The organism is Pseudomonas sp. SWRI92 (assembly GCF_014268685.1).
GTDB classification, from domain to species: domain Bacteria; phylum Pseudomonadota; class Gammaproteobacteria; order Pseudomonadales; family Pseudomonadaceae; genus Aquipseudomonas; species Aquipseudomonas marvdashtae.
The window spans coordinates 96,239-110,425 of record NZ_JABWQY010000015.1; the positions used below are offsets into that span (position 1 = coordinate 96,239).

At 62.1% G+C, this 14,187-nt stretch carries 11 protein-coding genes; 7 read left to right on the plus strand and 4 right to left on the minus strand.

Annotated elements, in window-relative coordinates:
- Positions 1–40 precede the first annotated feature (40 nt).
- Positions 41–1,777, minus strand: a complete 1,737-nt coding sequence (locus tag HU762_RS20695; protein WP_186640152.1) for an IlvD/Edd family dehydratase — start codon at positions 1,775–1,777, stop codon at positions 41–43.
- A gap of 192 nt (positions 1,778–1,969) precedes the next feature.
- On the opposite strand from HU762_RS20695, the gene HU762_RS20700 reads away from it, so the two are divergent.
- The 7 genes from HU762_RS20700 to HU762_RS26935 all read left to right on the plus strand — a co-directional run bounded on the left by HU762_RS20700 (position 1,970) and on the right by HU762_RS26935 (position 8,341).
- Positions 1,970–3,292 (plus strand): MFS transporter, encoded by a 1,323-nt coding sequence (locus HU762_RS20700; protein ID WP_186640154.1) that lies wholly within the window; start codon positions 1,970–1,972, stop codon positions 3,290–3,292.
- Between the two features lie 174 nt (positions 3,293–3,466).
- Complete coding sequence (gene araD1 / locus HU762_RS20705; RefSeq protein ID WP_186640156.1) at positions 3,467–4,459, plus strand: AraD1 family protein; 993 nt, start codon at positions 3,467–3,469, stop codon at positions 4,457–4,459.
- Positions 4,460–4,471: 12 nt separating this feature from the next.
- Positions 4,472–6,052 (plus strand): aldehyde dehydrogenase (NADP(+)), encoded by a 1,581-nt coding sequence (locus HU762_RS20710; protein WP_186640158.1) that lies wholly within the window; start codon positions 4,472–4,474, stop codon positions 6,050–6,052.
- A gap of 199 nt (positions 6,053–6,251) precedes the next feature.
- Positions 6,252–6,548, plus strand: coding sequence for a DUF5629 family protein (locus HU762_RS20715; protein WP_186640160.1), 297 nt, complete (start codon positions 6,252–6,254; stop codon positions 6,546–6,548).
- On the plus strand, positions 6,535–7,710 hold the full coding sequence (locus HU762_RS20720) for a lactonase family protein (RefSeq protein WP_186640162.1): 1,176 nt from the start codon (positions 6,535–6,537) through the stop codon (positions 7,708–7,710). The genes HU762_RS20715 and HU762_RS20720 overlap by 14 nt, the downstream gene beginning before the upstream one ends.
- Before the next feature lie 156 nt (positions 7,711–7,866).
- Positions 7,867–8,046: a hypothetical protein gene (locus HU762_RS20725; protein WP_018611529.1), complete on the plus strand. Its 180-nt coding sequence runs from the start codon at positions 7,867–7,869 to the stop codon at positions 8,044–8,046.
- Positions 8,047–8,215: 169 nt separating this feature from the next.
- Positions 8,216–8,341, plus strand: coding sequence for a hypothetical protein (locus tag HU762_RS26935; RefSeq protein ID WP_264082673.1), 126 nt, complete (start codon positions 8,216–8,218; stop codon positions 8,339–8,341).
- Positions 8,342–8,503: 162 nt separating this feature from the next.
- Here the strand turns inward: HU762_RS26935 and HU762_RS20730 are convergent, their stop codons facing one another.
- Genes HU762_RS20730 through HU762_RS20740 form a run of 3 tightly spaced genes read right to left on the minus strand, consistent with a single transcriptional unit; the run spans position 8,504 to position 13,985 of the window.
- Complete coding sequence (locus HU762_RS20730) at positions 8,504–9,106, minus strand: glutathione S-transferase (protein WP_186640163.1); 603 nt, start codon at positions 9,104–9,106, stop codon at positions 8,504–8,506.
- Positions 9,103–12,744 (minus strand): AAA family ATPase, encoded by a 3,642-nt coding sequence (locus tag HU762_RS20735; RefSeq protein WP_186640165.1) that lies wholly within the window; start codon positions 12,742–12,744, stop codon positions 9,103–9,105. Before HU762_RS20735 ends, HU762_RS20730 begins: the two co-directional genes overlap by 4 nt.
- A complete protein-coding gene (locus HU762_RS20740; RefSeq protein WP_186640167.1) occupies positions 12,741–13,985 on the minus strand; it encodes an exonuclease SbcCD subunit D C-terminal domain-containing protein in 1,245 nt (414 codons plus the stop codon). The genes HU762_RS20735 and HU762_RS20740 overlap by 4 nt, the downstream gene beginning before the upstream one ends.
- Positions 13,986–14,187: the final 202 nt, after the last annotated feature.

Below are 14,187 nucleotides of genomic sequence, written 5' to 3' on the forward strand. Positions count from 1 at the left end.
AGGCTAAACCCTTGGGCTTGAGTGACTTGTGGCGAGGGGATTAGTGAGAGTGGCGTGGCACCTCGGCCCCACGGCAGCCCACCAGGAAGTCGAAGTCACAGCCCTGGTCCGCTTGCAGTACGTGGTCGATGTACAACTGGCGGTAGCCACCCACCAACAGTTGCTGCGGTGGGGCGATGTCGGCCAGGCGCGCGGCGAGTTCGGCGTCCGAGATGTCCAGGTGCAGGCGGCCGCTGGCGCAATCGAGTTCGATCCAATCGCCTTCCTGCACTGCCGCCAGAGGTCCGCCGGCCGCTGCTTCCGGTGCCACATGCAGCACCACGGTGCCGTAGGCGGTGCCGCTCATGCGCGCATCGGAAATCCGCACCATGTCCGTCACGCCCTGGGCCAGCAGCTTGGCCGGCAAGCCCATGTTGCCGACTTCGGCCATGCCCGGATAACCCTTCGGCCCGCAGTTTTTCATCACCAGGATCGAGCTGGCATCAACGTCCAGTTCCGGGTCGTTGATCCGCGCCTTGTACTCGTCGAAGTTCTCGAACACCACCGCGCGGCCGCGATGCTGCATCAATTCGGCGGTGGCGGCGGACGGCTTGAGCACCGCGCCAAGGGGGGCAAGGTTACCGCGCAGCACGCAGATGCCACCGTCGGCGCGGATTGGGTTGTCGAGGGTGCGGATGACTTCGTCCTGGCCGTAGATCGGCGCGTCCTTGGTGTTTTCCCCCAGGCTCTTGCCGTTGACGGTCAAGGCGTTCGGGTGCGGAATCAGGTTGGCTTCGCCCAGACGCCGCAGCACGGCGGGCAAACCGCCGGCGTAGTAGAACTCTTCCATCAGGAAACGCCCGGACGGTTGCAGGTCGACGATGGTCGGCATGCCGCGACCGATGCGGGTCCAGTCGTCCAGGTCCAATTGCACGCCGATGCGGCCGGCAATGGCCTTGAGGTGGATCACCGCGTTGGTCGAGCCACCAATGGCGGCGTTGACGCGAATGGCGTTCTCGAAGGCTTCCTTGGTCAGGATCTTCGACAGCTTGAGGTCTTCGCGGACCATCTCCACGGCGCGCATGCCGGACATGTGGGCGAGCACGTAACGGCGCGCGTCCACCGCTGGAATGGCGGCGTTGTGGGGCAGGGAGGTGCCGAGGGCTTCAGCCATGCAGGCCATGGTCGAGGCCGTGCCCATGGTGTTGCAGGTACCGGCCGAGCGGGACATGCCACCTTCGGCCGCGAGGAAGTCGTCGATGGTGATGGTGCCGGCCTTGACCTGCTCGCTCAACTGCCAGACCACGGTGCCGGAGCCAATGTCCTGGCCCTTGTGCTTGCCGTTGAGCATCGGCCCGCCGGTAACGACGATAGCGGGCACGTCGCAGCTGGCGGCGCCCATCAACAATGCAGGGGTGGTTTTGTCGCAACCGGTGAGCAGCACCACGCCGTCAATCGGGTTGCCGCGAATGGCCTCTTCCACGTCCATGCTTGCCAGGTTGCGGGTCAGCATGGCGGTGGGGCGCAGGTTCGATTCGCCGTTGGAGAACACCGGGAATTCCACCGGGAAGCCCCCGGCCTCGATCACGCCGCGCTTGACGTGTTCGGCGATCTGCCGGAAGTGCGCGTTGCACGGTGTCAGCTCCGACCAGGTGTTGCAGATGCCGATGATCGGCTTGCCATGGAACTGATGGTCGGCGATGCCCTGATTTTTCATCCAGCTGCGGTACATGAAGCCGTTCTTGTCGGCGGTGCCAAACCATTGGGCCGAGCGCAGGGAGGGTTTCTTATCAGACATGATCGATTCTCTTATTGTATGACTATATTGTTCTAGCTGAAGCGTAACATAAGCGCAATTTGCGCGGTTTGGAAGTGTTGTTGCTCAAATAGTATTACTATATAGTCCGGTTCAACGGAGGGGTTGTCCTAGCGTGAATCGCCAGAGAAATCCCCCGAGCTTCTATAACAACAACAATCGGAGACCGGTCCCATGAGCCAGGAATTGCGGCTTATTCGTCGCATCACGCTGAAACTGATTCCCTTCCTGATCCTGCTGTACCTGATTGCCTACGTGGACCGCTCCGCCGTGGGCTTCGCCAAGCTGCACATGGGCGCTGACATTGGCATCGGCGACGCCGCCTACGGCCTGGGTGCCGGGCTGTTTTTCATTGGCTATTTCCTGCTGGAGATCCCCAGCAACCTGATGCTCGAACGCTTCGGTGCCCGACGCTGGTTCGCCCGGATCATGATCACCTGGGGCGCCATCACCATCGGCATGGCCTTCGTGCAAGGGCCGTACAGCTTCTATGTGATGCGCTTTTTGCTGGGCGCGGCCGAAGCCGGGTTCTTCCCGGGCGTGCTGTACTACATCACCCAATGGTTCCCGGTGCGCCATCGCGGCAAGATCCTCGGCCTGTTCATTCTGTCCCAACCCATCGCGATGATGATTACCGGCCCCGTGTCCGGTGGCTTGCTGGGCATGGACGGCATCCTCGGCCTGCATGGCTGGCAGTGGCTGTTCATCGTCATCGGCATGCCGGCGGTGCTGTTGACCTGGCCGGTGCTGCGTTATCTGCCGGACGGCCCGCACCAGGTCAAATGGATGGACCAGAGCGAAAAGGATTGGCTGACCGGTGAGCTGAAAAAGGACCTTGAAGAATACGGCCAGACCCGCCATGGCAATCCGCTGCATGCGCTTAAAGACAAACGTGTGTTGCTGCTGGCGCTGTTCTATCTGCCGGTGACCCTGAGCATCTACGGCCTGGGCCTGTGGCTGCCGACGCTGATCAAGCAGTTCGGTGGCACGGACCTGGTGACCGGTTTCGTGTCCTCGGTGCCGTACATCTTCGGCATTATCGGGCTGTTGATCATTCCACGCAGTTCCGACCGCTTGAACGATCGCTACGGCCACTTGGCGGTGTTGTACGTGCTGGGCGCCATCGGCCTGTTCCTCAGTGCCTGGCTGACGGTGCCGGTGCTGCAACTGGCGGCGTTGTGCCTGGTGGCGTTCGCGCTGTTTTCCTGCACGGCGGTGTTCTGGACCTTGCCGGGGCGTTTCTTTGCCGGCGCCAGTGCGGCGGCGGGCATTGCACTTATCAACTCGGTGGGCAACCTGGGTGGTTACATCGGGCCGTTCGTGATCGGCGCGCTGAAGGAATACACCGGTAACCTGGCGTCGGGGCTGTATTTCCTGTCGGGTGTGATGGTGTTCGGCCTGGTGTTGACCGGCGTGGTGTATCGCCTGCTAGAGCGCAAGCACGTGTTGCCGGCCGATCAGTTCGCCGCCAGTGCCCGCGGGGCGACGCGTACCTGAACTTATTGCAATTGTGGAAGAGAGCTTTTGTTTGATCGTTCCCACGCTCTGCGTGGGAATGCCTCAAGGGACGCTCCGCGTCCAGTGACGCGGAGCGTCACGGGCTACATTCCCACGCAGAGCGTGGGAACGATCGATGCGTACAGTGTTGTGTTTGTTTAACAGGAGAACAGCATGCGTTTAGTTCAGTTCGAATTGAGTAACGGCGAGCGCCGTGTCGGCCTGGTCGACGGCGATCAGGTGCGCGAAGTGCAGGGCGCCGGTACTGTGCGGGAGCTGGCGCTGGCCGCCATCGAAGCGGGCTTGAAGCTTGAGCAGCAGGTCAATGGCCTGGGCCTGGGTGCCAGCCACGACTACGCGCAACTGCTCGCAGAGTTGCGCATCCTCCCGCCGCTGGATCACCCGGACCCGGCGCACCTGTTGGTCAGCGGCACCGGCCTGACCCATTTGGGCAGCGCCTCTGCCCGGGACAAGATGCATCAGCAGGCCGGTGACGAAAGCGCGATGACCGACACCATGCGCATTTTCAAATGGGGCGTGGAGGGCGGTAAACCCCAGGCCGGGCAGGCCGGCGTGCAACCGGAATGGTTCTACAAGGGCGACGGCAGTATCGTCGTCCGTCCGGGCCAGCCGTTCCCTCTGCCACCGTTCGCCGAAGACGCCGGCGAAGAACCGGAAATCAGCGGCCTGTACGTCATCGGTCTCGACGGCAAGCCTTATCGCCTGGGCTTTGCGGTGGGTAACGAATTCTCTGACCATGTGATGGAACGCAAGAATTATCTGTACCTGGCCCATTCGAAACTGCGCAGTTGCAGCTTTGGCCCGGAACTTCGCGTGGGTGAACTGCCTCAACATCTGTCCGGGACCAGTCGTATCCTGCGCAACGGCGAAGTGCTGTGGCAGAACGAATTCCTCAGCGGCGAGGCGAACATGTGCCACAGCCTCGAAAACCTGGAGTTCCATCACTTCAAGTACAGTCAGTTCCTGCGCCCGGGGGATGTGCACGTTCACTTCTTCGGCACCGCGACCCTGTCGTTCGCCGATGGCATCCGCACCCAGCCGGGGGATGTGTTCGAAATCAGCCAGGCTGAATTCGGCGCGCCGCTGGTCAATGGCATTGCCCCGGTAGACGCGGTGTTCAACCCAGGTACTATCGGCACACTTTAAAGGAGACTTGCGATGAACCAGATCCTTGGCCACAACTACATCGGCGGCGCACGCAGCGCGGCCGGCCAGACCCGCCTGCAAAGCGTCGACGCCAGCACCGGCGAGGCCTTGCCCCATGATTTCGTCCAGGCCACGGCTGAAGAAGTCGACGCTGCCGCCAAGGCCGCGGCGGCGGCTTATCCTGCTTATCGCAGCCTGAGCGCGGCGCGTCGGGCCGAGTTTCTCGACGCGATTGCCGATGAGCTGGATGCCTTGGGCGATGAGTTCGTCGCCGTGGTCTGTCGTGAAACTGCCTTGCCAGCCGCACGGATCCAGGGCGAACGCGGGCGCACCAGCGGGCAGATGCGCCTGTTTGCCAAAGTCTTGCGCCGTGGCGATTTCTACGGCGCGCGCATCGACCGCGCATTGCCTGAGCGCACGCCGCTGCCGCGCCCGGACCTGCGCCAGTACCGCATCGGCCTCGGCCCGGTGGCGGTGTTCGGCGCCAGCAACTTCCCGCTGGCATTTTCCACCGCCGGTGGTGATACCGCAGCGGCGCTGGCCGCCGGTTGCCCGGTGGTGTTCAAGGCCCACAGCGGCCATATGGCCACGGCCGAACACGTGGCCGATGCGATCATTCGCGCAGCCGAAAAGACCTCGATGCCGGCCGGTGTGTTCAACATGATCTACGGCGGTGGTGTCGGCGAATGGCTGGTCAAGCATCCGGCGATCCAGGCCGTCGGCTTCACCGGTTCCCTCAAGGGCGGCCGTGCCCTATGCGACATGGCCGCCGCCCGGCCCCAGCCGATCCCGGTCTTCGCCGAAATGTCGAGCATCAACCCGGTGATCGTCTTGCCAAAAGCCTTGCAGGCCCGTGCCGACAGCGTTGCTCGCGACCTTACCGCCTCGGTGGTGCAGGGTTGCGGTCAGTTCTGCACCAACCCTGGGCTGGTGATCGGCATCCGTTCGCCTGAGTTCACCGCGTTCACCCAGCAGGTGGCGGCCCTGATCGGCGACCAGGCACCCCAAACCATGCTCAACGCCGGCACGCTGCAAAGTTACGGCAAGGGCCTGCAAAAGTTGTTGGCTCACTCGGGCATCGAGCACTTGGCCGGTCGCGAGCAGCAAGGCAACCAGGCCCAGCCGCAGTTGTTCAAGGCCGACGCCAGCCTGTTGATCAACGGCGACGAGGCGTTGCAGGAAGAAGTCTTCGGGCCGACCACGGTGTTTGTCGAAGTGGCGGACCAGGCGCAACTGACCGCCGCGCTGAACGGCCTGCACGGCCAACTCACCGCTACGATCATTGGCGAGCCGGCGGACTTCGAACAGTTCGGCGAACTGACGCCGCTGCTGGAACAGAAGGTCGGCCGTATCCTGCTCAACGGTTATCCAACCGGCGTCGAGGTCTGCGACTCGATGGTTCACGGCGGGCCTTATCCGGCGACATCCGATGCCCGTGGCACGTCGGTCGGCACCTTGGCGATCGATCGTTTCCTGCGTCCGGTGTGCTTCCAGAACTACCCCGACAGCCTGTTGCCGGAGCCGTTGAAGAACGCCAACCCGCTGGGCATCCAGCGGCTGGTGGATGGCGTACCGGGGCGCGAGGCGCTCTGAAGATCAGGCAGTCCATTGAGCTTTGATGGACTGCCTGATCCAGGCAGGCCCGCTCCCACACTTCGAATGCGTTCGGGTGTGGGGCGGGCCTGTTTGCGTTGGCGAATGTGCCGGTGGCAGGTTTTTCGAACCTTATGGGCCCAGGCCCGGTCCGACATTGGGTTATCATGCTGCCTTTCCCAATGACCGACTGATCGCCATGACTGCTTCCACCGACACCCTGCTGCACGCCCTCGAACACTGCGACATGCTGATCATTGACGGGCTGCACGCGTTCGATTTTTCCCTCGACGAGCAAGACCAGTTGCACGTTGAGTGCATGAACGGCCGCACCCTTGAGCACTGGCGTTTTACGCCCGCGCAGATGCAGGCCGCGACGTTTGACAAAGCCCTGAAGCATTGGATCATCACCAGCGACTCGGGCGACCATCACCTGGAATGCGTGGAAGCGACCAGCGGCCACGACGACGAGGACCAAGAAGATGAAGATGCGTAGTTTCTGGCCGTTGTTGATGGCCGGCAGCGTGGGCGCCATGGGCGTCCAGGCAGAAACCGCCGAACATTATCAACTGCTGGTCGGCTCCTACACGGCGGACCAGAGCCAAGGCATCTACCGCATGCAGTTCGACAGTCGCACCGGACAGCTCGACGCCAAGCCGCTGCAAGTGATCAAGACGGACAACCCTTCCTGGCTGACCCTTTCCAAGGACATGACCCGGTTGTTCGTGGTCAACGAAAACGGCCCGGGACAGAAGGATCCGGTGGGCAAGGTCAGCAGCTACGCCATCGACCCGAAGACCCATGAACTGAGCCTGATCAATCAGGTACAAAGCCTGGGCAACGAGCCGACCCATTCCAGTCTGAGCCACGATGGCCAGCATTTGCTGGTCAGCAATTATTCCGTGCTGGAAAACCCGGGCGGCACCCTGGTGGTGCTGCCGGTGGGGCCAGGCGGCAAGCTGGCGCCGGTGGTGCAGTCGGGCAGTCATCAGCCGAGCCGGGTCAATCCTGAGCGGCAGAAGTCCGGCCATGTGCATTCGGCGGTGCCTTCGCCAGACGGCAAGTACGTGTTCGCCAATGACCTGGGGGCGGACAAGGTCTTCGTCTACCGCTACGACCCCAAGGCCAATCCCGAGCTACCGCTGACACCCGCCGACCCGGCATTCGTGCAATTGCCGCCGGGCAGCGGGCCGCGTCACTTGTTGTTCAGCCGTGACGGCAAGCACGCCTGGCTGACCATGGAAATGACCGCCCAGGTCGCCGTATTCGACTACGCCGATGGCCGCCTGACCCAGCGCCAGCTTGTTGATTTGGCGGCGGACAAGCCCCAACCGGGCAAGGCAGCGGCGGCGCTGCATGCCTCCAAGGATGGCAAGTTTCTGTATGTCAGCAACCGCGGCACCACCAACGAACTTCTGGTATTGGCCATCGACCCGGCGACGGGCACGCTGAAGGAACTCCAGCGGCGCTCGGTCGAAGGCGATCATCCGCGAGAATTCAGCCTCGATCCGAGCGAAAAATTCGTCCTGGTGGCCAATCAGAAGAGCAACCAGATCGTGGTCATCGAGCGTGATCCAAAGACCGGTCTACTGGGAAAGACCGTGCAGAAGTTATCAATGGATGCGCCCAGCGATCTTGAATTCCTGGTCCGTCAATAGACCGAAGGCCCCGATTCCCGGGGCCTTCGCAGTTGTATCAACGAGACTGATAGTCGCTAGTATTACAAAGCATTTCAAGGCGAGACGCCTCGGCGCGTAAGTTTGCTTCACGGCCCCAACGGGCAAATCAGCTAACTGAATCCGAGGACTACCGCCATGAATCTGAATCTTTTCTCCGTGATCGCTGCTTCCGCCATTTCCGCTACCGTGGCCTTGCCAGCCAGTGCCAGCATCGAAATCAGCGACAAGAAAAACCGCACCCAGAGCTACACCGAGAAATACCTGCAACAGAGCGCCAACTTCTACGCGGCGCTGGACCACAAGACCCAACACTGACTCTCGCTGCAAATGAAGCCTGCGATCTTTTCATCTCCCTTAGCGTGCTAAAGAGAGAAAAGATCGCAGGCTTCGTGCGTCTGGGTAAAAACCCTATTGTGATATCACTTGGCCATGTGGTTAAATTTGACGCTAGTTAATTGACTCCTTACCAATAAGGATCGACACCATGGCGATGCGTCTTGCAGTGATGTTGCTGTTTCTCTATTCCACGCCGATTGTCTCGGCAGCCCAGCCAATTCCCGGCGAAATGGAAGTGGCTCGCGAGCGGTTGTTGAATTTGGTGAGAGACTGATCGGGTCGCGCGGCTTGAACATCATCATCGCTTTTGTGGCGAGGGAGCTTGCTCCCGCTGGACTGCGCAGCAGGCCTATTCGGTCTACAACCAAGGCGTCTGCTGCGCAGCCGAGCGGGAGCAAGCTCCCTCGCCACAAAAGCGCGCTCGCAAGACCAACAGCTACTTGGCCATGATCGCTACGAACAGCTCGGAATCGAGCAGGCCCTGCAACCACTTCTGGAGCCGAGGGTAGGGCGCCAGGGAAAACCAGTCGCGATCGACATGGGCAAATTGGCGCACGAATGGCAGTAACGCTACATCCGCCAGGCTCAGGTGGCCCGCAACAAGGAAGGGTCGGGTTTCCAGCAGTCCTTCCAGCTTGCGCAGAAAAACTTCCCCCTCGCTCCGATAATGCGCTGCCGGATGTTCAGGATGCCGCTCCGGGTATTTGTAGCGATTCAAGTGGAGCTTGAAGACCTGATCGTTTTCCTCGATCAACGCCGCCGTCAACGCCTGGCCCTGGGCATCGTCCCGCAGTTTCCAATCCTGCGGATCGTGCAGGGCCAAGGCCCAGTGCATGATCTCCAGGCTTTCATCGATCACCCGACCATCGACCTGCAGCACCGGCACCGTGCCTTTGCTCGAGAGTGCGAGCATTTCGGCCGGCTTGGCCTTGAGACTGACTTCGACAATAGCCACATCGATCGCGCTGTAGCGCAGCGCCATCCGCGCTCGCATGGCATACGGGCAACGACGGAAGGAATACAGCGTGGCGCGGCTCATTTCACTTCCACCGTGCTCAAACCGTTGCCTTGGCGACGGACCTGGATCTGCACCGGGATCCGCTCGTGCATTTCCTGCACGTGGGAAATGACCGCGACTTTGCGGCCTTGGGCCTGCAAGCCGTCGAGGGCGTCCATCGCCAGTTGCAGCGACTCGGGGTCGAGGCTGCCGAAGCCTTCGTCGATGAACAGCGATTCGATCTTCAGCGTGCTGGATGCCATCGAGGCCAGGCCCAGCGCCAGGGCGAGGGAGACCAGGAAGGTTTCGCCGCCGGATAACGAATGCACCGAGCGCAGCTCATCACCCATTTCCGTGTCCATGACCAGCAGGCCAAGCATGCTGCCTCCGCGCTTGAGGCGATAGCGGCGCACCAGTTGGCGCAACTGGGCGTTGGCGTGGTGCACCAGCAAATCGAGGTTGTACGCCTGGGCCAGTTTGCGGAAACGGTCGCCAGTGGCCGAGCCGATCAAGGCGTCCAGGCGTGCCCAGCGCTGGTACTCGGTATAAGCCTGCTCGATCTGTTGGGCCAGTGCCTGGTTGGCATTTTGTCGGCGTTGGTCCTCGGCCTGCTGGGCACGCAACTCGGCGCACTGTTGTTCGCTGACTGCAAATTGATCCTGAAGCACGGACAGGGCATCGGCCAATTCTTCCGATGGCAGGTGGCCGTTGTGTTGGGCCTGGTGATTTTGCAGGCGCTGCTCGCGCTCGGTCAGCAGGACGCGGGCCTGTTCGATGGCTTTTTCGTTGTTGAGCAGGCGTTGCCGCAGTTGGCTGACCTGTTGCTCGTCGAGGCCCAGCAGGCCATCGAGCGCCGCGTCGTCCAGTTCAGGGTGAGAGGCGCGCCATTGCGCAATGCCAGCGGCCAGCGTCTGTTGTTCGGCCTCCAAACCATGGGCCTGTTCATGACGGGCCTGGAGTTCGGCAGCCAGTTGGACAAGGCTGTTGCGCAGATCCTGCAGTTGCTGATGGGCTGTTGCCTCGGCATTGCGGGCCTGTTCCTGGGCCAGATCGAGCTGTTGCTGCCATTGTTCGGCACTGGCATGTTCGCCTAGCAGGTGCGCGAGTTTCTGCTGGCAGGATTGATGTTGCTCATTCAGCGCATGGAATTGCTGTTGCGCCGATTCCAGTTGCTGTACGCGGGTCTGCTGGCGGTCCTGTTCTTTCTCCAGGGTTTGCTGACGCTGAAGCTGTTCGCTGAGTTCCTCGCGTTGCTGTTCCAGTTGCGCCAGGCGCTGGCTGATCCGCTGGTCAAGTTGCATGAACGTTGCCGCGGGGTCGCTGCGCAGAGCCTGTAGCGTGGCGGACGGCAACAGCGTGCTGAAATGCTCCAGCTCTTCATCCAGGCGCTGGCGATCCCGGGCCAGCTCCTGTTGCTGGTTGTTCAGATGCTGTGACGCCTGCTGGCTCGCCGTTTCGGCATCACGCAATTGTTGCGACAGGCGCGCGGCGTCTTGTTGCAGGGTGAGCAGGGCAGCCTGGCGCTGTTCGTCCTGGCTGATGCGTTGGGTCAACTGGCTGTTTTGCTGGGCCAGCCAGGCGTCACGCTTGTCCGAATCCTGGGCCAGCAACGGCTCCGACAGTGGATGGGCTTCGAGACTTGGCGCGAGGCTTTGTTGTTGGGCCGCGAGTTGTTCCTGTTGCTGCTTGAATTCCTTGAGCTGGGCGATGACTCCGCTGTATTGCGCCCGCAGATCAATGACTTTTTCATTGAGCAGGTCGACGGCCTTGCGCGCGTTGGCCTCTTCGCTTTCATCGAATCGTCCAAGGCTTTGCAGCAGCGCTTCGGGTTGATGGTAAGGATGTTCAACACTGCCACACACCGGGCAGGGCTGGTTGTCCTGCAACTGTTCGCGCAGTTGCTCGACGCTTTCGCTGCGAGCCAGGCGCTGGCGCTCCAGTAGCTCACGGGTCACGGCCAGGGTCTGTTCGGCGACGGTCAGCTCGGCCTTGGCTTCGCCACCTTCACGTACCAGTCGGTCGCGCTCCTGCAAGGCTTGTTGCTGGCGCTGCTCCAATTGCGCGCTGCGGCTGTTCAGTTCCTGTTGACTGGCCCATAGCCGGCTCAATTCTTCGAACGCCCGCAGTTGCTTGCGATTGTCTTGCAGCAGGTTGGCCAGCAACTGGATCTGCTCGGCGACCGCTTGCGGTTCGGCACCGGCCTCCTTGTAGAGCACGTCGAGATTCTGCCGACGGGCCGCGAGATCATCGGCGGCGCGAGTCGCGTTCTGTTCCAGTAGGGCGAGTTCGTCCTGGCCCTTGTTCAACCGATTGCCGATCAACATCAGTTGTTGGAGGCGATCACGATAGGCACTCCAGGCATCGCCCAGTGGTGCAAGATCGACGCTTTGCTCCAGTTCGCCGGCAATCCGTTGCAGGCGCTCGCTGACGTGCCGTTGCTGTTCGAGCAACGTGTCGATGGTGCGTTGACCATCGCTGCAAGCCTGTTGGGCCTGTTGCAACTGCTCGGCGCCTTGACCGACTTCCCTGGCCAGGCGAGCGAGGTTGCTTTGTTCATCGAACGCCTGGCGCAGCAGCGGCGCGTTATCGTTGCTCTGCTGGCGGGCGGCAGCCAGCGCCAACTGCGCCACGCCCAGGCCCTTTTCCAGTTCGGTCTGTTGTTCATGCAGCTCGACCTGCTGCTGGGTCAGTTGCAGGATTCTGACGGCCAGCGGTTCAAGTTGCCGGGTCAACTCAGCCTGGCGGATGAATTGATGGCGCTGGGGCGCCAATTGCTCAAGGCGTGCCAGTTTCAGGCGTTCATCCGCCAGCGCGGTCCAATCGACCTGGGCCTGTTGCAACTGCTCGGCGGCGCTGGCCTGTTCATCCTGCAATTGGCGCAGGTCCTTGAGCCAAGTGTGCTGCTGTTCCAGTTGCTTGAGCTGCGCCTGCTGGGCCTTGAGCAATTGCTGGGCTTGGTTGAAGCGCTGGTCCAGTTCGGCCCGGGCTTCGGGGGACAGCGGCGTGACGCCGGTGGCCTGGTCCTGTAGCAGCTTGTGGGTTTCCTTGGCTTGCTTGGCCTTGTCGAAGGCGCGGCGACCGAGGCGCGTATAGAGGGCAGTGTCGGTAAGCTTTTCCAGCAACTCGCTGCGGTCGTTGTCGTCAGCCTTGAGAAAGGCGCTGAACTCGCTCTGGGCCAGCAGCACGGCACGGGTGAACTGCTCGAAGTTCAAACCGAGGGCGGCTTCGAGCTGGGTCTTGTATTCACCTTTCTGGCTGGCCAGCAGTTGATCGTTGTCCAGGTCGCGAAGGCTCTGGCGGCTGGCTTGTAGCTTGCCGGCGGCTTTTTCCCGAGCGCGATTGGCTTCCCAGCGAGCGCGGTAGCGGCGGCCGTCGACGCCGCGAAAATCCACTTCGGCGTAACCATCGCCCGTACCCCGGCGCAACAGCGTGCGTGGGTCACCCGTGGCGATTTCTCCGTCGGCGTCCGGCACCCTGGCGTCGCGACCGGTGTTGTTGAGGCGTGGCACCGCGCCGAACAAGGCCAGGCACAAGGCGTCGAGCAGGGTGCTTTTCCCGGCACCCGTGGGGCCGGTGATGGCGAACAGGCCAGCGCTGGCCAATGGCTCGGCGGTGAAGTCGATTTCGAAAGGGCCGGCCAGGGAGGCGAGGTTCTTGAGGCGGATCGCGAGAATCTTCATGGCTGCTCGCTCTCCATCTGCACGTCCTGCAACAGCAGGGCGAAGTCCCTGAGGGTCTGCTCGTCGACTTCATTGCCGTAGGTGTCCTGCCAGGCGCGGCTGAACAGTTCCTGCGGGCTGAGTTGGTCCAGTTCCACCAGTGCGCTGCCGTCATCGGCACCGCCGGCACCACCGTTGCCGGCATACTCGGCGGCGATTCGTACCAGGCGTACGGCTTTGCCTTGCAGGGCGGCTTCCACCTGATGGCGCAAGTCCGGCTGCGGTTCGTCCAGGCGCACTCGTACTTCCAGCCAGGGCTGGCGCTGGACGTCGGCCAACAGGTCGATGTCCGGCAGCTCCTTCAGTTGTACCAGCAGATCGGCCAGTGGCACTGGCCCCAGGCGTTGCAGATTGACGGCACGGGGAATCAGCCGGGGTTCGACGTTTACCAGGGTTTCGCCATCCAAGGTGATGTCGAGAATCTGGTGCCGGTAGCCGATTTCGGAAAACGACAGCGGAATCGGCGAGCCGCTGTAGCGGATGCGTTCTTCGCCATTGACCCTCTGTGGCTTGTGCAAGTGACCGAGGGCGACGTAGCTGATGCCCGGGCCGAACAGGCTGGCCGGCAAGGCCTCGGCGTTGCCGATGATCAGGCTGCGCTCGGAGTCCTCGGACACCGAGCCGCCGGCCATGTGCGCGTGGCTGACAGCGATCAGCGCTTGTCCTTTCTTGCGTTTGCTGTTGGCGGCGGCGATCAGCCATTCGTGCACCTGGCCGATGCCCCGCAAATAGTCGTCGCCCAGTTGTGCGCCGGTGACCTCGGCGGGGCGCAGGAATGGCAAGGCCAGGCACCAGGCCTTGACCTTGCCCTTGGCATCCGGCAACGGCAGCAGCAGGCGCTCGACGTCGAGCTGCCCATCGTCCAGCCACAACACCCGGCCCAATGCGTGGGTGCGCAGGCGACGCATCAACGGCGCCGGCAACTCGATGCGCGAGCCGGAGTCGTGGTTGCCGGCGATCATGACGATGGTGAGGTTGGCATTTTGTTCGTGGGCGCTGACGATAAAGTCGTACAGGCGCTCCTGGGCTTTGACCGGTGGGTTGACCGTGTCGAAGATGTCCCCGGCGATCAGCAGCGCGTCGGGCTTTTCGTTGGCCAGCTGACGTAGCAGCCATTCGAGGAAACAGGCGTGTTCGAAGTCGCGATCCTGGCCGTGGAGGTTTTGCCCAAGGTGCCAATCGGAGGTGTGAAACAGACGCAAGGCAGACTCCAGAAAACAGAGGATGGCCGCGGGAAGAGAGGCGGCGCAAAAATGCAGAGTTTACTGGGAAATGGCGTTGGGGACTTGGTCAACTTCCCTGGATCTGCTGCAGCGCGATCCTGTGGCGAGGGAGCTTGCTCCCGCTGGGCTGCGCAGCGGCCCCAACTAGCCAGTCGCAACCTTTCCGATACACCGAGGCGCC